The 17,938-nt window shown below is 60.9% G+C and carries 17 protein-coding genes and 1 tRNA gene; 12 read left to right on the forward strand and 6 right to left on the reverse strand.

Features of this window, described 5'->3' with window-relative positions:
- The first annotated feature begins 52 nt into the window (after nucleotides 1-52).
- The 11 genes from VSX56_RS12450 to VSX56_RS12500 all read left to right on the forward strand — a co-directional run bounded on the left by VSX56_RS12450 (nucleotide 53) and on the right by VSX56_RS12500 (nucleotide 8,653).
- On the forward strand, nucleotides 53-685 hold the full coding sequence (locus VSX56_RS12450; RefSeq protein WP_339112980.1) for a DNA-3-methyladenine glycosylase family protein: 633 nt from the start codon (nucleotides 53-55) through the stop codon (nucleotides 683-685).
- Nucleotides 682-1,344, forward strand: a complete 663-nt coding sequence (locus VSX56_RS12455; RefSeq protein WP_350937494.1) for an alpha/beta hydrolase — start codon at nucleotides 682-684, stop codon at nucleotides 1,342-1,344. The genes VSX56_RS12450 and VSX56_RS12455 overlap by 4 nt, the downstream gene beginning before the upstream one ends.
- Before the next feature lie 203 nt (nucleotides 1,345-1,547).
- Entirely contained in the window at nucleotides 1,548-2,147 is a 600-nt protein-coding gene (locus VSX56_RS12460; protein WP_339112978.1) for an HNH endonuclease, read from the forward strand.
- Between the two features lie 537 nt (nucleotides 2,148-2,684).
- Nucleotides 2,685-3,815: an NAD(P)H-dependent glycerol-3-phosphate dehydrogenase gene (locus VSX56_RS12465; RefSeq protein ID WP_350937496.1), complete on the forward strand. Its 1,131-nt coding sequence runs from the start codon at nucleotides 2,685-2,687 to the stop codon at nucleotides 3,813-3,815.
- Between the two features lies 1 nt (nucleotide 3,816).
- The gene (locus VSX56_RS12470) at nucleotides 3,817-4,599 is read left to right on the forward strand and encodes an HAD-IIB family hydrolase (RefSeq protein WP_350937499.1); all 783 of its coding nucleotides are present in this window, start codon (nucleotides 3,817-3,819) and stop codon (nucleotides 4,597-4,599) included.
- A 1-nt stretch (nucleotide 4,600) separates the two neighbouring features.
- On the forward strand, nucleotides 4,601-6,100 hold the full coding sequence (gene ggpS, locus VSX56_RS12475) for a glucosylglycerol-phosphate synthase (protein WP_350937501.1): 1,500 nt from the start codon (nucleotides 4,601-4,603) through the stop codon (nucleotides 6,098-6,100).
- 353 nt (nucleotides 6,101-6,453) lie between these two features.
- Nucleotides 6,454-6,660, forward strand: coding sequence for a cold-shock protein (locus VSX56_RS12480; RefSeq protein WP_339112974.1), 207 nt, complete (start codon nucleotides 6,454-6,456; stop codon nucleotides 6,658-6,660).
- Entirely contained in the window at nucleotides 6,657-6,887 is a 231-nt protein-coding gene (locus tag VSX56_RS12485; protein ID WP_350937505.1) for a hypothetical protein, read from the forward strand. The genes VSX56_RS12480 and VSX56_RS12485 overlap by 4 nt, the downstream gene beginning before the upstream one ends.
- A gap of 59 nt (nucleotides 6,888-6,946) precedes the next feature.
- Nucleotides 6,947-7,105 carry a hypothetical protein gene (locus tag VSX56_RS12490; RefSeq protein ID WP_339112972.1) on the forward strand — a complete coding sequence of 53 codons (159 nt, stop codon included), beginning with the start codon at nucleotides 6,947-6,949 and terminating at the stop codon, nucleotides 7,103-7,105.
- Between the two features lie 184 nt (nucleotides 7,106-7,289).
- The gene (locus tag VSX56_RS12495; RefSeq protein WP_350937507.1) at nucleotides 7,290-7,790 is read left to right on the forward strand and encodes a pyridoxamine 5'-phosphate oxidase family protein; all 501 of its coding nucleotides are present in this window, start codon (nucleotides 7,290-7,292) and stop codon (nucleotides 7,788-7,790) included.
- A gap of 158 nt (nucleotides 7,791-7,948) precedes the next feature.
- A complete protein-coding gene (locus VSX56_RS12500) occupies nucleotides 7,949-8,653 on the forward strand; it encodes a YoaK family protein (RefSeq protein ID WP_339112970.1) in 705 nt (234 codons plus the stop codon).
- Between the two features lie 82 nt (nucleotides 8,654-8,735).
- Here VSX56_RS12500 and VSX56_RS12505 read toward each other — a convergent pair whose 3' ends face one another.
- Both VSX56_RS12505 and VSX56_RS12510 read right to left on the reverse strand, forming a co-directional pair.
- Nucleotides 8,736-9,146, reverse strand: coding sequence for a DUF7282 domain-containing protein (locus VSX56_RS12505; protein WP_350937510.1), 411 nt, complete (start codon nucleotides 9,144-9,146; stop codon nucleotides 8,736-8,738).
- Between the two features lie 240 nt (nucleotides 9,147-9,386).
- Nucleotides 9,387-10,454, reverse strand: coding sequence for an SDR family oxidoreductase (locus VSX56_RS12510; RefSeq protein WP_350937512.1), 1,068 nt, complete (start codon nucleotides 10,452-10,454; stop codon nucleotides 9,387-9,389).
- A 99-nt stretch (nucleotides 10,455-10,553) separates the two neighbouring features.
- Here VSX56_RS12510 and VSX56_RS12515 point away from each other — a divergent pair, with 99 nt between their 5' ends.
- The gene (locus tag VSX56_RS12515) at nucleotides 10,554-10,952 is read left to right on the forward strand and encodes a winged helix-turn-helix transcriptional regulator (protein ID WP_350937515.1); all 399 of its coding nucleotides are present in this window, start codon (nucleotides 10,554-10,556) and stop codon (nucleotides 10,950-10,952) included.
- Here VSX56_RS12515 and VSX56_RS12520 read toward each other — a convergent pair.
- The 4 genes from VSX56_RS12520 to VSX56_RS12535 form a co-directional block, all read right to left on the reverse strand.
- Nucleotides 10,949-12,208: an MFS transporter gene (locus VSX56_RS12520; RefSeq protein ID WP_350937659.1), complete on the reverse strand. Its 1,260-nt coding sequence runs from the start codon at nucleotides 12,206-12,208 to the stop codon at nucleotides 10,949-10,951. The genes VSX56_RS12515 and VSX56_RS12520 overlap by 4 nt on opposite strands.
- Before the next feature lie 185 nt (nucleotides 12,209-12,393).
- Complete coding sequence (locus tag VSX56_RS12525; RefSeq protein ID WP_350937517.1) at nucleotides 12,394-15,441, reverse strand: M10 family metallopeptidase; 3,048 nt, start codon at nucleotides 15,439-15,441, stop codon at nucleotides 12,394-12,396.
- Nucleotides 15,442-15,578: 137 nt separating this feature from the next.
- A complete protein-coding gene (locus tag VSX56_RS12530; RefSeq protein WP_350937519.1) occupies nucleotides 15,579-16,007 on the reverse strand; it encodes a hypothetical protein in 429 nt (142 codons plus the stop codon).
- A 1,499-nt stretch (nucleotides 16,008-17,506) separates the two neighbouring features.
- Nucleotides 17,507-17,596: transfer RNA gene (locus tag VSX56_RS12535), tRNA-Ser, on the reverse strand.
- Nucleotides 17,597-17,938: the final 342 nt, after the last annotated feature.

Raw genomic sequence — 17,938 nt, forward strand, 5'->3', positions numbered from 1 at the left:
AGGCGGGTTTTCGGGGCTGGCAAGCGGGCTTCATTTCGGTCAAGCTCGGATCATGCAGATGAGGATCATCACCACCGCCGAGGACGTGGCCGAAGGGGCCGCCTATCTGGCCCGTATCGAGCCGCGTTTTGCCCATGTGCTTGATCTGACAGGCCCGTGGCCGCTGCGCCGCCGCCTCGCGGGCTTCGAGGCGCTGCGCGATGCCATTCTGGGCCAGCAGGTCTCGGTGGCCTCGGCCAATGCGATCAGGGCAAAGCTCGAGGCGGCAGGGCTGGGCGGGCGCCGCGCGATTGCGCAGGCCGCGCCCGAGGATCTGCGCGCCTGCGGCTTCTCGCGCCCGAAGATCCGCTACATGCAGGCGCTCGCGCAATCGGATGTGGATTTCGAGGCCTTCGGTGCCATGTCCGACGAGGCGATTTTCGACACGCTCCTGCCGGTTCCTGGGATCGGGCGCTGGACCGTGGAGATCTATCTGATGTTCGCAATGGGCCGCGCCGATGTGTTCGCGCCCGATGATCTGGCACTGGCGGAAGCCGCCCGAATGCTGTTTGATCTGCCGGAGCGCCCGAAGCCGCGCCCGTTCCGCGAGATGGCCGCCCGTTGGGCGCCGTGGCGGGCGGTGGCGGCCCGCGGGCTCTGGGCCTATTATGCCCATCAGAAAAAACGGGAAGGGGTGTCACCATGACGCGCGAATTGAAACAGGGCCGCAAGGGTCCGAAATCTGGCGAGACGAAATCGGTGGTGGTGCTCCTGCATGGCTATGGCGCCGATGGTGCCGATCTGCTGGGGCTCGCGGACCCTTTGGGCGAGCATCTGCCCGACACGCTGTTCATCGCGCCCGATGCGCCCGAGAGCTGCGCGGCCTCGCCCTTTGGCCGGCAATGGTTCCCCATTCCGCGCTTTGATGGCTCGACCGAGGCACAGGCGATGGCAGGTATGGAGGCCTCCGAGGCCGACCTCAACGCCTTCCTTGACGGGGTGCTGGAAGAGACCGGCCTGCCGGCCAGCGCGATGGCGATCATCGGGTTCAGCCAGGGCACGATGATGACGCTGCAGGTCACGCCGCGCCGCGCCGTGCCGGTGGGCGCGGTGGTGGGCTTTTCGGGCCGCCTGATCCGCCCCGAGCTGCTGGCGGCCGATGTGGTCTCGCGCCCGCCCGTGCTGTTGTGTCATGGCGATGCCGATGAGGTCGTGCCGTTCTCGTGTATGTCCGAGGCAGGGCAGGCGCTCGTGGAGAACGGGTTCGAGGTCTATGCCCATGTCGAGAAAGGCACCGGTCACGGAATCGCTCCGGACGGTCTTTCGGCCGCACTGGGCTTCCTGAACACGCATCTGCCGAAATAACAGGCAGGTCGCGAGCTGTCATGGCTCTGTCGTGCGGACCTGTTATCGGTTCTTACGACCGAGGCGCATCGTGAAACTCCGACCAGATCAAGAGGCTTGTCAGAATCCGAACGCCATATATAGTCAGGATATCGGCTGGGGCGCTCCCCTGCGCCCCTGGACATGTTTCGGACATGCCCCGCCGCGCGAGAATGGAGTGACTTATGCTGGACCACGCAGACAGGACGGATTTCAGGCATTATTTCACACGGGAGGCCGCGTCGCTGCGCCGTCATCCGGCGCTTGTGCTCAATGCGGACTTCCGGCCCCTGAGCTACTATCCGCTTTCCCTCTGGCCGTGGCAGGAGGCAATCAAGGCGGTCTGTCTCGATAGGGTGACCATACTCGCCGAATACGAAGAGGTGGTGCGAAGCCAGCGTGCCGAGATACGTCTCCCCTCTGTTGTGGTGCTGAAAGAATTCGTCCAACCCAGAAAGCGCGTGGCCTTCACGCGCTTTAATCTTTTTCTGAGGGACGAGTTCGAGTGCCAGTATTGCGGTTGCAAGGACCACCTCACCTTCGATCATGTGATCCCGCGCTCGCGGGGCGGGGTGACCAGCTGGGAAAACGTGGTGGCGGCCTGTTCGCCCTGTAATCTTAGAAAGGCCAACAAGCCGCTCTCGCGCTGCGGGCTGAAGTTGCGCCGCCTGCCAAAGCGACCCAGCTCCGAGGACATGCTTCGCGTCGGGCGCCGTTTCCCGCCGGGCCATCTTCACAAGAGCTGGATGGACTTCCTTTACTGGGATGCCGAATTGGAGGCGTGATCGTTTTCTGCCATTCGTTGCCGGTCGTGCGGTATGGGGATGCGTTCCGACAGGCTCGATGGCCCGAGGTGCTATCTTTGATCAATTCCGGAAGATTCACCTGCGCATCGCGTCTTCGTCCAGAATTTTCTAGGCGAAGTATCATGGTTATGGGTAATCAAGGCGTCTGCGCAGCTTCCAGCTCACGCTTGCCCGCTATGCCTTCTTTTTAAGCGCCTTGGCCATCTCCTGTAACGCGCTGTCAGACCTTGCAAACCGGAGCTTTCCTGTTCTTTCTGATCAAAAAGTTCTTCTGCAGCGCGGCAATCGCGGTTGACAGGCTGCGCTGCGCTTCTACCATTTAGGACAGGGTTGGTGACAGACCTGTTCCGCGCCGGCGTCGGTTGAGTTTCTCCTGATTGCCTTTCGCGCGGACCCGCGTGAGCGCGATACTGTCTGCAGTATCTTCCGCCCTATGTCACGGTCGCCGGTTTCGGCGTGTGGGCGCGCATGGCCATGTATGAACCAGTCCAGAGCCCCCTGAAAGGAGCTCCGTCCATGAAGGATTCCGAACCGGTGTCCACATCACATCCTCCCTCGCGCCCCTATGAACGGATTGCCGTTCTGGGCGCGGGAAGTTGGGGAACCGCACTTGCCTCCGTCCTCGCCCGCAACGGCCATCAGGTTCGCCTCTGGGCCCGCCGCCCCGAGCTTACCGAGGAAATCAACGGCGCATCCGAAAACAGGCAGTATCTCAGGGGCATCATACTTCCGAGCGGGATCGAGGCCACAAGCGATCTGGAGCGGGCGCTTGACGGCGCGGAGACCGTTCTGGTGGTCACGCCCTCCTCGACGCTGCGCAATATGTGTCAAGCGATGCGCCCGCACCTGCCCGAGGGGGCGCCGATCGCGCTGGCCTGCAAGGGGGTGGAGCGCCGCAGTGGCTATCTGTTGTCCGAGGTCGTGAGTGAGGAGCTTCCCGGCCATCCGGTGGGCGCCGTCTCCGGCCCGACCTTTGCTGCGGAGACCGCGCTCGACCATCCGACCGCCGCAACTGTGGCGTTTCTCTTCTCCTATGCGGACCGCCTGAACCCCGAGAAAAGCCCTGCCGTCCGGCTGGCCATGTCGCTTTCGGGAGGCGGGTTCCGGCCCTATGTCTCGGATGATCTGGTGGGCGTCGAGGTGGGCGGCGCGGTCAAGAACGTGATTGCGATCGCCTGCGGCATGATGTCGGGCGCGGGCTTTGCCGAGAACACACGCGCCGCGCTCATCACCCGCGGGATTTACGAAATGAAGGCGCTGGCCGAGGCGCTTGGGGGCAAACGCGAGACCGTGACGGGGCTGTCCGGCGCAGGCGATCTGACGCTGACCTGCAGCTCGACCACCTCGCGCAATATGTCGCTCGGGTTCCAGCTGGGGCAGGGCACACCGCGCCCTTCCTGTTTTGAGGGACGCGATATCGTGGTCGAGGGGGAGGTGAACGCCGTCTCGGTGACCGATCTGGCACATCGCATCGGGGTGCCGATGCCGATCTGTGAGACCGTGAATGCGGTGCTGCACAAGGGCGCCGACCTGCGGGAGGCCTTTGCCGAGCTATGGGCCCGCCCGATCGAGGCCGAGCCGAATGCGCTCAACCTGTCCTTCGCCCATCCTTCGCCAGATATGCCGCTACAATTCGGAGACGTTTGAGATGAACGTACATATGTCCCCCCGCCCGTCCATTGCCGCACGCCGCTTCACCCTTGCCACCGATCTGGATGGCACCTTTCTGGGTGGGGCCGAGCAGGAGCGCGCGACGCTCTACCGATGGATCGAGGAAAACCGCGACAGTGTCGGGCTGATTTTCGTCACCGGACGTGATCCGGAATTCATCATGGAGATGTGTCGCGAGCGCGGTCTGCCCTGGCCCGAATATGTCGTGGGCGATGTCGGCACCACGATCGCGCGGGTGCACGAGGATGGCCATGTCGAGCCGATCCCGGTGCTCGAGGAAGATATCGCCGCGATCTGGAACGATGCGGGGCCGCATGTGCGTGCGGCGCTGGAGGGCCATCCCGGTCTGACGCTCCAGCCGACGGCCTTCCGCTACCGTGTGAGCTATGATCTCGCCCCTGAGACCTTTGACGAAAGTGCCAAGGACAAGGTGAGCCGGATGGGTCATGACTGGCTGATTTCCGACAATAGATATTTCGACGTCCTGCCAAAAGGCATCTCCAAAGGGCCATCGATCCGGCGGCTGGTCGAGCATCTCGGCATTCCGCCCGCGCGCGTGCTCTGCGCCGGCGATACGCTCAACGACCTGTCCATGCTGGTCTGCGGCCTGAATGCGGTTGCCGTCGGCAATTCGGAGGCCGCGCTCATGGCTGGAGTGACCGGCTGCGAGACCGTTTATTCCGCCAAAGCCCATGGCGCGGGTGGCATCATGGAAGCCATCAACGCGCTCGACCTTCACGACGCCCCGAAAGGAGCCTGATATGTCCTCGGATCTTGTTATCGTCTATCACCGCCAGCCCTATGAAGAAGTCGAGGTGGATGGCAAAATCGAATATCGCGAGAACAAATCACCCAACGGGATCGTGCCGACGCTCAAAAGCTTCTTCGGGCGTGTCGACAAGGGCGCATGGGTTGCATGGAAGGAAGCCGTCGATCCGGAGCGGCCCGATTTCGAGCGGATCATCGAGATCGATGATCCGCATGGCAAATACACCGTCTCGCGTCTTCCGCTGACCAAGGAACAGGTCTCGAGCTTTTACCACGTCTCCTCGAAAGAGGCGTTCTGGCCGATCCTGCACGGGTTCAAGGAGCGTTACAGCTACGACCCTGTCGACTGGCCGACATTCCGCGAGGTGAACTGGGCCTTTGCCGAGGCCGCTGCCGCCGAGGCGGCCCCTGGTGCCGTGGTCTGGGTGCATGATTACAATCTCTGGCTCGTGCCCGGCTATCTGCGCACCCTCCGCCCCGATGTGAAGATCAGCTTCTTCCATCACACGCCATTCCCCAGCGCCGATATTTTCAATGTCCTGCCGTGGCGCAAGGAAATCCTCGAGAGCCTTCTGGCCTGTGATGTGGTGGGCTTCCATATCCCGCGCTATGTGAATAATTTCGTCTCCGCCGCGCGCTCGCTTCTGGAGGTCGAGCCGGTCAAACGGGAGAAGGTAAAGCCCGAGATGAACGCGCAGACCTCGGCGCTATCCGAGCAGTCGGTCGTCACCGAACTCGAATACGAGGGGCGCAGTATCCGTCTGCAGGCAAGCCCCGTGGGTGTCGATACCGGATATATCCAAGATCTGGCGCGGAGTGCTGAAACGGAGGCCAAGGTTCAGGAGATCAGGGCCGAGAAGGGCGATGCCAAGCTGATGCTCTCGGTCGGGCGCACCGATTATACCAAGGGCGGGATCGAGCAGCTGGAGAGCTACGAGCGGCTGCTGGAAACCCATCCCGAGCTGCGCGGCAAGGTGCGTCTTATGCATGTCTCGGTCGCCGCCAATGCCAATATGACGGCCTATTTCGAGATACAGGAACAGCTCGAGGCCATTGCTGGCAGGATCAACGGGCGCTACGGCTCGTTCGAGTGGCAGCCCATCGCCCTGATCTCGCGCCCCGTGCCGTTCAGGGATCTCGTGGCCTATTACCGCGCGGCGGATGTGGCTTGGATCACGCCGCTGGCTGACGGGATGAACCTTGTGTGCAAGGAATATGTCACGGCCCGCACCGATGGGGACGGGGTGCTGGTCCTGTCCGAATTCGCGGGCGCCGCCGTCGAGCTGGCAGCCGCCGTTCCGACCAACCCGTTCTCGCATAAATCCATGGATAGCGCGATCCATTTTGCTCTCGAGATGCCCGAGGAGGAGCGCCGTGGCCGGATGAAGGCCAACCGTATGATGGTCGAGAAACAAGATATCCGCTACTGGGCCGAAGACCAGATGCAGGCTTTCGCGAATGCCCTCGCGCGGATGGATGTCGCGGTCGGATAAAGGATGCCCCGCGCATCAATGGCCGGGACAGGCGCTGTAACCGCGAACGCGCGGTTATGGCGTTTTCCTATGATGACGGATCGGGAACAGGGGCAGGGTTTCGTGCGGGCAGAGGGACGCTAGACGAGCGATCCGATAATGAAATTATAAAATCCGCAATTTTATAGAAATTTATTTTCGCGCGTTTTCCAGAAATTCCTTGCTATCTACCTGTAGGCGGTCCATATAAGGCATGCTTAGGCTTTTCTCTTCGAATTTCTGCCGCCGGCTCGTCCGGCCTCGGTGATCGACTTGGATCGATTTTTGCCGGGTTGTCGCATGTCGCGGGCAGCATAATTCAGGAGTTTACGGATATGGCCAATGGCACCGTGAAATGGTTCAACGCAACTAAGGGTTTCGGTTTTATCGAGCCCGAAAATGGCGGGACCGATATCTTTCTTCATATCTCCGCGCTTGAGCGCGCCGGTATCAACCGCGTTGATGATGGTCAGAAAGTGACCTTCGACACCGAACAGGGTCGTGACGGTCGCGTATCGGCCAGCAATCTGGCGATTGCTTGAGCCGTCTGCTGACTGATTTCGTAACGCAGATCTCTCGGGATTCGGCCTCCGGGACGAAGCGCCTCGGGACGCAGAAACTTTCGGCGCAGAAGGCTTTCAAGCCTGAAAAGCGCGCGGAAAAGACCGCCCCCGAGTTCAGGCTCATGCAGGAGGCTGAGGCCAAGGAGCGCGCCGAGAAAACGGCGCGCCTCAAGGCCGCACGATTGGCGCGTGACGGGAATGAATAGTCCTTATCAGGGCTGTTCCAACCGGCCAGCTCCGCTCTGGTCTCTCGAGGAGGATCGCGATGGGATATTCGCCCACCAAAAAGCAGCTTGATCTGAAAGAATTCCTCAGCCAACCCGGCAAGAAGAATACTGGCAGGAAAAGCTTCGGTTACCGCAGCGGTCCAAGCAAAACGAAACCGGTCGAGACCGATCATCCGGTCGATAAGAAGGACGATTGAACAGGCGCGACAGCCGCCGTTCGCTATCCGTTCGCAAACGAGGGGCAGGCCACAGGTCTGCCCCTTTTGCATGGCATCTCTGCGTCGTCTACCGGCTGCGATCTCTCTTCCGGATCATGTGGCAAGGAACGCTTCCGCCAAGGATGCGTTGTGGCACCAAGAGATCAGACCGAGGAGGATCGTTATGAGCGTTTACAAAGATCTGGAGAAAGACCCGAAAGAGACCCTGATCAAACAGGCCAAAGCGCTTCGGGCAGGGATGCTCGGGGTTCAGGGATCCACCCAGCACATGCAGCCGATGACCCATTATCCTGATTGGGATGCGGGCGAGATCTGGTTTATCACCTCGAAGGAAACGGATCTGGTGAAACAGCTGCCGCCCGATGCGATGGCGCATTTCTGTCTGATGGGCGGCGATCAGGACTTTCAGGCCTGCCTGAGCGGTATGCTCTCCGAAGTGAATGCGCCGCAGAAACTCGAAGAACTGTGGAGCCCGATTGCGGCGGCCTGGTTCGAGGGGGGCAAGGAGGATCCGAATATCACGCTGCTGCGGATGACGCTGCGCGAGGCCGCACTCTGGGGGTCAAGCAGTAGCGCGCTCAAATTCGGGATCGAGATCGCAAAGGCCAATATGAAGGACGAGCATTTGCCCGATGTCGGGACGCATAAGGTAATTTCTTTCTGAAATCAGTTGTATAGCCGCATGATGCGGAAGAGAGGGGCGGACCGCGCGGTCTGCCCCTCTTTTTTGGAGCGGGGTGGCACCGAGGGGAGAGTCTTGGGGAGAGGTTTGCCATTCGTGACAGGGCGGCTATGCTGCGGCCAGTCAGGACGGGTGGGGCGATGCTTATTCGGGTCGGTGAGGAACGCACGGAAGCGATCGATATCAGTCTGGCGGGGGTGCTGTCGTTTGTGGCGGGCGGATTGAATGCGGTCGGGTTCATTATCGTGGGCTCGTTTACGGCAAATATGACTGGCAATGTCTCCGCTATGGCGGACGAGATCGCGACCGGGCATCCCGGGGTCGGCCTCTTGCTGGCGGTCTATGTGTCGGCCTTCATCGCGGGCGCGATGGTGGCCGCATTGATGATCGCCGCGGGCGAAAAGCGCGGTGTGAGATCCATCTATGCGCTGGGGATCGGGGTCGAAGGGATTATTGTGGCGGCGCTCGGGGCCGCCTTGCTTGCCTTTGGCCAGACGCCGCTCCAGCTGGCGACGATCCTGCTGCTCAGCTTCGTCATGGGCCTGCAGAACGCGGTGACGACGATGATCTCCAAAGCAAAGGTGCGCAGCACACATGTCTCGGGCATGGCAACCGATATCGGGATCGAACTGGCGGCGTTATTGGGGGATGCACAGGCGCGCAAGGCAGCGCTGCCCAAACTCCGTCTGCACAGCGTCACGCTCGCCGCGTTCACGCTCGGGGGTATCGTCTGCGCGGTGCTCTTTACCGCAATAGGGATGTGGGTCTTTTGGGTTGCGGCGTTCGGGCTGATGATGGTTTCCGGTGCCGAGTTGTATCGGGCCTGTCGCTTGAACCGTCCCTAGCCTATAGCAAACATGCCGCCCTCCGGCACATGGCGGAAGGCGGCTCACTGGCTACATCTCAAAAGCCGTTACCGGCGATGCCTTACTGGGCCGTGATAGTTTGCATTACCAGCTTGTCATCGACCTTGATCGGGCCGTCTTCCTTGGCACCGAGCGTGTATTCGAAGGCGCCGGTCTGCATGCCACCGGCTTCGCTATGGACCATAAGCATCAGCATATCGCCCGGCTCCACGGCTTCGGTCAGGATGGCCGGAACATCCATGTTCTCGCCCGCGCGCAGCGGTGCATAGCCGACAACGGGACCGGGCTTCATGTCGGCATCGGTCCGGTGCACAACGAGCCAGCCGTTTTCGGGTGCCATGATCTTCTCTGCGCTCGCGATGCCATTGGCGACCGACTGGTCCGATGCCATGACCATCGGCGTCATGTGGTTGTCGGCATGGGCGATACCGGCAGTTGCGATGGCGAGAGCTGCGAGGGTCAGGGTTTTCATTTCGGGTTTCTCCTCCGTTGAATGTGCCGAAGTCACGACCCCCATAAGAATTAGTTTCACAAAATCTCACACAGACTCGCATGGAGGTGATAAGTATTTGATATTTAATCAGAAGAATGTGAAATATTTCTTGGAGATATCGGCAGGCTGGGGCGGGGTGCGGGCCCATGCCCCGGCAAACTCTCTGGATGCGACAGGCGCCTGCAGGAGAGGGAGTCCCTTCCGCAAGCGCCTGCGACCTTATTTGGCGGGGATGATCCGCTCCGCAACGAGCCTCTCGAAGAGGTCAAAGAAGGCGTCATCCGTGGCGATGTAGCCCGTGAAGCCCAGTTTGCGGCTTCGGGACATATCCGTGACGACCTCGATCGGTCGACCGAGATCGGCATCGGTGTGCCAAGGCGAGGCGAGTCGGTCCAGATCGCGCTCCGCAAGACCGTATTTTTCGGCAATCCCTGCCCAGATCTCGCTGTCTTCGGCCATCTGCTCTTCCAGCGGACGGGATGTGCCGTCGAACTCCACCGCCTCGATGCCGAACCACTCGGCGATCCGGTGCCACATCCAGTTCCAGCGGAAGACATCTCCGTTGACGATGTTGAACGCCGTGTCATGCGCCTGCGGGGACGTTGCCGCCCAGATCGTTTGAGCCGCAAGCTGGCGGGCATCGGTCATATCGGTGAGCCCCTCCCATTGGACCTGCGAGCCGGGGAAGCGGAACGGACGCCCGGTCTCGCGGCAGATCGTGGCATAAACCGCCAGTGTCTGGCCCATATTCATGGCATTGCCCACGGCCTTACCGATCACGGTATGCGGGCGATGGACGCTCCAGGTGAACCCATCACGCTCTGCGGCCTCGAATAGCGCGTCTTCCTGTGCGTAGTAAAAGTTTTCCACATCCGGCCGGCCCTGTTCCTCGCGGAAGGGCGTTTTGGGCAGCGTACCCTGTCCATAGGCCTCGAACGGGCCGAGATAATGTTTGAGACCGGTCACGAGGGCGACATGCTCGACACTTTTCTGGGGCCGGAGAGCCGCAAAGAGATTGTTCAGCATCTGAGCATTGACGCGGATATTCTCGGCTTCGCTCTCCATTCGCAGCCATGTGGTCAGGAAGACATGGGTGGGGGCAATCCCGTCGAGTGCGTGCGCAAGTGCTTCGGGGTCAAGCAGATCGGCGGCAACCGGCGTTACGCCGGTTGTTGTGTTCGGGCGACGGGCGAGGCCGAACACCTCGAACCCCTCCCTCATGAGCTGTTCGGCGATTGCAGTGCCTTGGATGCCGGTCACTCCGACGACGAGGGCGCGTCTGGTCATGTCTTGCTCTCCTTTTCTTTCGACTTTGTGCTACCTAGACACGCGATCGTGCCGCCGCTAGACGGCACCGAATTGGAACGTAGGCACCAAGAGGTAACCATGCAGGCGGGCAGCAAAGATCGGGAATGGCGTGAGGATTGCGCACCCAGAAGGGTGCTCGAGATCTTCTCGACCAAATGGACAAGCATGATCCTGCATACGCTGCACGCCGTTCATGACGGTCAGGCGCGTAGCGGTGCGCTGCAGCGTAGCCTGCCCGGGATTTCCAAGAAGATGATGATCCAGACCCTGCGCGACATGGAAGAGAGCGGCCTGATCGCGCGTCATGTCGAAGCTGTCGTGCCGCCCGCCGTCAGCTACAGCCTGACGCCGCTGGGACACCGTTTTGTGGATCTGGTCGAGACCGTCTATGACTGGGGGCGGCGCAACAGCGATGCGCTGGACGGGCTGCAGGCACGTGCGTCCTCGCGCCGTGGTTCGGGGGGAGTGTCTGGCTAGGCCTTGTCGGGCGCGTCCTCCTCGGCCTGCTCGACTGCCCATGCCGTTGCAGCTTCCACGGCAACGGGCGAGGTGGAGGGCAGGACGTTGAGATAGCTCTCTGTGTTCTCGACCCTGATCGGCGGACGCTGTGTCATGCGGAACAGCGCATAGAGCACGATCAGGGCAAAAGTCGCCGACAGAAAGAGCCAGAACCCTTGCGGGCCGATTGCCTGCATGGCCCAGCCGCTGATCAGCGGCCCGCCCACCGCGCCGATCCCGAAGACAAAGACCAGCCCTCCCGAGGCTGCGGGCATGTCATCTGGCGGCAGGTCATCGTTGGTATAGGCAAGAAACAGCGAGTAGAGAGGGGTCGTCACCCCGCCACCAAGGAAAGCCGACAGAAGCAGCAGTGCCTGGCTGCCGCCACTCAGGAATCCGAGCGCGCAGGCCACCGCCCCGAGCAGGGCTGTGCCAAGGATCAGCTTGCGCCGGTCCATCATATCGGAGAGCCAGCCGATCGGATATTGCAGAAGCAACGCGCCCGCAAAGATCATTGCCACGAAGAGCGCGATCTGCTCGGTTGAAAGCCCGATCTGGACGCCGAAGACGGCCCCCATCCCCGATTGCGTGGCGTAGATCCCGCCCAGCAGGAAGATCCCGATCGTGGCGAGCGGCGCATGGCGGAAAAGCGCCTTGAGCGACATCGGCCGCGTGACCGTGACGACAGGGGTCGGGGCGACCGAGAGCAGGATCGGACCGAAGGAGAGGGAGACGAGGATCGAGGCGACGATAAACAACGTGGCCTGCTGTGCATCGCCCAAGGTCAGCAGCCATTGCGCGCCGATGATCCCGAGCGTCTGGGCCATCATATAGGCCGACAGCACCTTGCCCCGCGTGGTGTTGGTAGAAGCGTGATTAAGCCAGCTTTCCGCAGAGACATAGACCCCCGACATGCAAAAGCCGATGACCAGACGCAGGCCGGTCCATGCCCATGTCTCGGGGATGAGCGGCAGCGCGATCAGACCGGCTGACATGAAGCTGCCCAAAGCGGCAAAGACCCGTACATGGCCCACGCGCCGGATCAGCTGCGGTGTCTGGTAGGCACCCAGAAGGAAGCCCACATAATAGCCCGAGGTAATGATCGCCAGCGCGCTTGCGGTAAACCCCTCGAGATCCCCGCGCAGGCCGATCAGGGTAAACTGCATGCCGTTTCCGAGCATGATGAGAAGGGTCCCGAGCAAGAGGGCCCAGATGCTACCAAGCACAGAAAACATCATGCACCTCTCGCGACAGACGGACTATCCCGAGAGCCTGTCAGCCTGCGCCATGCTGTCGCAGTCATGTGCGGCATGGATAGGGCGAGACGCGACATCTTTGGCGGAATACGCGGGGCGTCTCCATCCGGAAGAGCGCAGGCGGGGCGGGCCACTCCTGTGGCGCGCCCTCGTCACTTCAGATTTCAGACGAACCAGCTGCTGTCGATCTCGGTTGCTGCCGAGAGACCGCGCAGCGTGGCCAGGTGGATCGCATCGCCACTGCCTGCTGCACCATCGGTGTCGATATCGAGATAGCAGGTGCTGGCATTGATCGCGGTCAGCGAGACCACTCCGCCGGACACGGCATCGTCCAGACCGAAGCCGAGATCTGCGAGAATATAGGAGATATCGATCTTGTCGCCCAAGCGGATCGAAAAATCTGCAACCAGATCACCGGCATCGCCGAGATCGGTGAAGGCAAAGGTATCGGCGCCCGCCCCCCCGCGCAGGATGTCTGCCCCCAGACCGCCGGTCAGAATATCATCACCCGCGCCGCCATTGAGATCATCCGCACCGGCACCGCCCAGCAGGGTGTCATTGCCGGTGCCACCGGCCAGCTTGTCGATCCCGTCTCCGCCATCAAGCACATCATCCTCGGTGCCGCCATCAAGACGGTCATCACCCGCCCCACCCGAGAGGCTGTCATTGCCCTGCAGACCGGTCAGGATATCGGCGCCGTCATCGCCAAGGATGGTGTCGGCCCCGTCAAGTCCGGACAGGCGGTCATCACCCGCCCCGCCATAGATCAGGTCATCGCCCGCATCGCCATTGACACGGTCATCGCCTTCGCCGCCCGCCAATGTGTCATGCCCGTTGCCGCCGCTGAGCAGGTCATTCCCTGCGCCGCCATCGATCTGGTCATCATCATTATCGCCATAGGCGCGGTCATCGCCGTCACCGGCAAAAAGGATGTCATTGCCATTGCCGCCCTTGAGCATATCGCTCTCCGCGCCGCTATCGAGGAGATCGTCACCGGCATCGCCTTTCAGCTGGTCCTTGCCGCTGCCCGAGAAGATGATGTCGATCCCTGCGCCACCCGCAATGTTGTTACGACCGTCACCGGCATTGATCACGTCATCTCCCGCACCGGCATCGATACGGTCATTGCCATCGCCTGCGGTCACGATGTCATTGCCAGCACCGGCATAGATCATGTTATTGCCATCGCCTGCGTCAATCAGGTCATCACCGAGATCGGCATAGATCTTGTCGGCCCCAGCACCGGCATAGACGGTATCATTGCCGTCGCCCGCATAGAGGCGGTTAGTGCCGTCGCCCGCGTCGATATAGTCGTCGCCCGCATCGCCATAGGCGAGATCATTTCCTGCACCGGCATAGACCACGTCATTGCCGATCCCTGCATAAAGCCGGTTGTTGCCCTCGCCGCCATCGATCAGGTCATCACCGGCCTCGCCATAGAGCTGGTCGTTGCCCGTCTCGCCCAGAAGCGAATCCGTGCCCTCGCCGCCATAGAGCATGTCATTGCCAGCCCCGCCAAGCAGGCTGTCATCGCCGCTCATACCGTAGATCTTGTCATTGCCCGCACGCCCGTCGATGGTGTTGTCTGCCTCATTTCCATAGGCCTGATCGCGTCCTGCGCCGAGAACCGCATTCTCGATCTGGGCGCTGGCATCCAGCGTCAGGCTGCGTGCGCCGATCTTGCTGACGGCACCGCTGGCGAGGTCGAGTTTGATTATGCCGGTATAGGCGCTGAAATCGAGCGTGTCGGAACCGCCATCGAGATCGGTGATCGTGTAGCCGGTGCGCGCCCATCCCAGAACATCGGCATTGGTATAGCTATAGACCGTATCGAGCCCCGACCCGCTGCCGCCCGCACCGCCTGCAGTGCCGTCGAGAATGCCCGAAACAGGGGTGCTGGCCGAGACGCCTGCGAGGAACGCCAGGGTCACGGTGCCGCCCGCGCCTGTGCCATAAGGGTCGAAGATCAGGTTCGAGCCGCCGGAGGTCGCGCTAAGATAGAGCAAACCGTCGGCCACGGCATCGCTGCCGGTATAGCCTACGGAATCAAGAAGGGCGGAGACATCGATCCGGTCGCCATCCGTGCCGGAGAAATCTGCGATCCGGTCGCCTGCATCCGTCACCGCGGTGTAGGAAAACACATCGGCACCGCTGCCGCCCACCAGCGTGTCGCTGCCCGCGCCACCTACCAGCGTATCATTGCCCGCTCCGGCATAGATCGCGTCATTGCCCGCGCCGGTGATGATCAGGTTATCGGCCGTATTTCCGGTTACCGTGTCATTGCCCGAACCCGTGACCGCATTCTCGATGATGGTGCCGCGCGCGATGGACAGGTTTCCGGTCTTGCCCTCGATATCGGAATAGGTCTCTGCATTGAGGTCGATGCGCTGGTTGGCGCTGCGCGAGGAGAGGTTGATCGTGTCGGTGCCACCATTGTCATAGAGGCAGACCGCCCAGCCATCTTTCAGATCCATCCCCGTCTGGCTGAGCGAGGTGCTGTCGCCATAGACCGTATTGCCGGTATTGACCGTGGTCGAGCTGCCGTAAAGGGTCTGGATGGCCACGATATCGGCCAGCATCGGGGTGGCTACGAAAGCATAGCTGAAGGTGCTGTTGGGGTTTTCGAGCTGGTCGAAATAGGACATCACCGAGATCGCCCAGCTGTCATTGGCAAAGACCGCATCGGTGCCGAAATTGGCCGAGCCGTTATAGCTGCCCGCATGGCCCAGACCCAGCGCGTGGCCGATCTCGTGGATATAGGTCTGAAGGTAGTAATCGCCGTAATTCTGCCAGCTGTTATTGACGTTCACGACCGAGCTGAGGATCGTGTTGCCGCTGGTCGAGGAGGTGGCATAGGCGCCCGAGGCCGAGGTCTGGAAGGTGATGCTGGCCGTGCCTGTGGTTTGCACGAACGTCAGCCCCGTCACCTGTTCCCAGGCCTCGAGCGCCTCGAGCGCGGTCGTCTTGGCCAAGCCGCTGAGCTTGGTCAGGTTGACCGTCAGCTGGCCGCCTGTCGTGACACTGAAGCTGCGCTGCTGCGCCCCCACCGAGGTCCAGAAATCATTGGTCAGCTGTTTGGCGGCCTGATCAAGCGTATAGGTCGGCAGCGAGGCTGAGGTCATGGAGCTGCCGGTGCCGCTCTCGAGATTGGTCAGCCCGTGGCTGTCATATCCGGTTACGGCAGGATTGAGGGATTGGCAAAGGAGACACATCGGCTGGTCCTCACTGGCAGGGTCTGGCGATCTCGGGCGAATGTTCTGGCGGGATCTGGGTTGGAAAGGGTCGGGCTCCAGCAGGGGAGCCGATCATGATGATGCGGGACCAGTGATGGCCCTGTCAGGGATGGACCTCAGAGAGGCAGGTCGAAATTCTGCGTAAGATCCGCTGCGAAATCGCGCAGCAAATCATCGCCGATTTCGCGGTCCATTGCCGAGAGCCCGATCGTCGGGCCGGTTGCCCCATGGCCGGTTGCGTCTTCCCAGCTGAGAAAGCCGCTGATCACAGTGCTGTTGAAAGTGGTCGAGGAGTAACGCACGAGGATCTGGCCGCCGTCGAGCGGCGCGTCCTGCATGGGAACGGAAAGAACCTTCTCGCCTTTGGCAAGCTGGCTCAGGGCCGATCCCAGTGCCTCGCGGAAGACAGTCGGTAGCGCGGGATCGCTATAGAGAAGGATCGCTGCGCGGTCAGCGGATTCTTGCGGCGCGCCGAGAAGACTGAAGGGCAGGGCGGCCAGCAGAGTGGTCGCAGTGGTGCCGATAAGGGTGGACGCAAGACGCATGGGACAGACTCCGCTCGAAAAGGGGCTGAGTTCTTCAGCTTTCGCGAGACCGTTCTGGCTCTGTGTCCGTTATGGCTTACGGAGCGTCAAAGGAAACTTGGCGGCGCAATTGTGGCTGAAACGGGGCGCATCCCGAAAACTGGAAAAGTTACGGGTGTTATGTTTTCCAGTGGATTGGGACGGAGCAATACGCGCGCCAAAGACCTGGCCAGCTCGGCTGTGCAAGCAGATACGAGCCCGTAGGACCAGAAAACCGGACTGCGGTTCCGGGCTTTCGGCTCTTGATGAAATTCATCATGGAATCAAAACGTTTTGCGGGAGATTATTGGATTTCTGCTCTTGAGCATGGGGTAAAACGCACCGTGTGACCTTGGCCGTCTGGCAGATTTCTTTTTCGGAAGAGAGAGGACTGGCTGTGGGAATGCCGGAACGGGTCAGGGAGCTGATGTGGCCGTGCGAAGGCGATGACAGTTGATAGACGAGAGCCGGAAGGGGGACGCTGGGGCGCGACAGTTTGCTGATGGGGGAGCGAAGACGAGGTCAAGCAGAACCTTGTCGCGTTCGAAGTGCTAGCGCCGAGCCTGAGGCTGGTCTGCACTTTTTGGAACCGACATATGCCTAAGCTTGGGACGCCGCGAAGATATCCCGCAAAGCGCAACCCGTCTAAAGAGACGCGGCTTCGGCCACATTCATGTCAAATGAAACATGCCGCGAGCTCGAGGGGATCCATGGAGGGGGGCTATGCGCAACTGACCGGCGCCTGCGCGTGTCTGCCAGCGCCTTCCCTGAAGCCATTTCGCTGCGCCAGTCACTCGGTTCTCTTCTCGCCACGGTCCGTGCCGGTCCTGACACCAGCCGCCGGTCCCATCAGCTGCTCGGCGGCCAAGCCGGTCATCTTGCGCAAGGTTGAGGCGCAGGGCGACCTTATCAGGGCATCCGATGATCACACGGAACTACACCATTGGCTGGGACACGGTCGCCTAGCCTGACGCGCCGCGCAAGCTAACAGGCCCAAGCCAAACGGCGCTGGTCCGATTGGCTGGTATCGGGTGTCACCCTGTTAGCCATTTGAAATGTAAGCCCGTGAGAGATGGCAGGGCATGGGCAATAGGGCGGATGCGGCTCGTTCTGCTCTATTGCCGATGCCCCGTAAGCGCGTGGCATGGGGGTGATGCTGCGGAAGACTGAAACGTTTGAAAAGACGGTGGTCAAAAAAGCTCGCATCACATGTGGCCTAAGACCCGGAAAGGCGAACCGTGGCAAACTCTGGCGGTCGTGTGAAAGAACCGCTGGGTGCCTCACGGCGCGCTAGCTACGGGACGAAAGGCGCTGAAGGGTGAAGCCGTTATCGCCCTCGCCAAGCGCACGCCTTGGTATGCGTATCGAGAAAAGGTCTCAGCAAGGAAACAGCAAGCACGTCTAGCACTTCGGCTTTTGATGTGTCGGTTATTGAGCCAACTCTGTTTTCATTAAAATTATACAATGAAAACAGAGATAAATGGCGGAGAGACAGGGATTCGAACCCTGGGTAGGCTTTCACCCACAACGGTTTTCGAGACCGCCCCGTTCGACCGCTCCGGCACCTCTCCGCACTGGATCATCTTTCGATCGGGTAGCGGGGATGTACCCAGAAGCCGGAGGGAGCGCAACAGCTTTTTTCAGCTTTTTCCAAATTTTTTTCCGGCGTTCGGAAAATGCCGTTTGTGATCAAGCAAGAGGCTGAAATAGCATCTGAACGAATGAGTTCACTTCTGGATCTCTAAGAAAATACTTATATATTTCCTTACCTTGCGTAATCTTCGGGAACTATTCACGCTCACGTGTTGCGCCGTTTCTTGTGAACGCGACCCCTCTCGCAATTCTGGACAGCAGGTATATGTGAGGCGGGTGAGCTTGAGAGGGACAGCCCTCAGGATAACAATAAAGGAGAG

It is taken from the genome of Thioclava kandeliae, assembly GCF_040297545.1.
In the GTDB taxonomy this organism is placed as follows: domain Bacteria; phylum Pseudomonadota; class Alphaproteobacteria; order Rhodobacterales; family Rhodobacteraceae; genus Thioclava; species Thioclava kandeliae.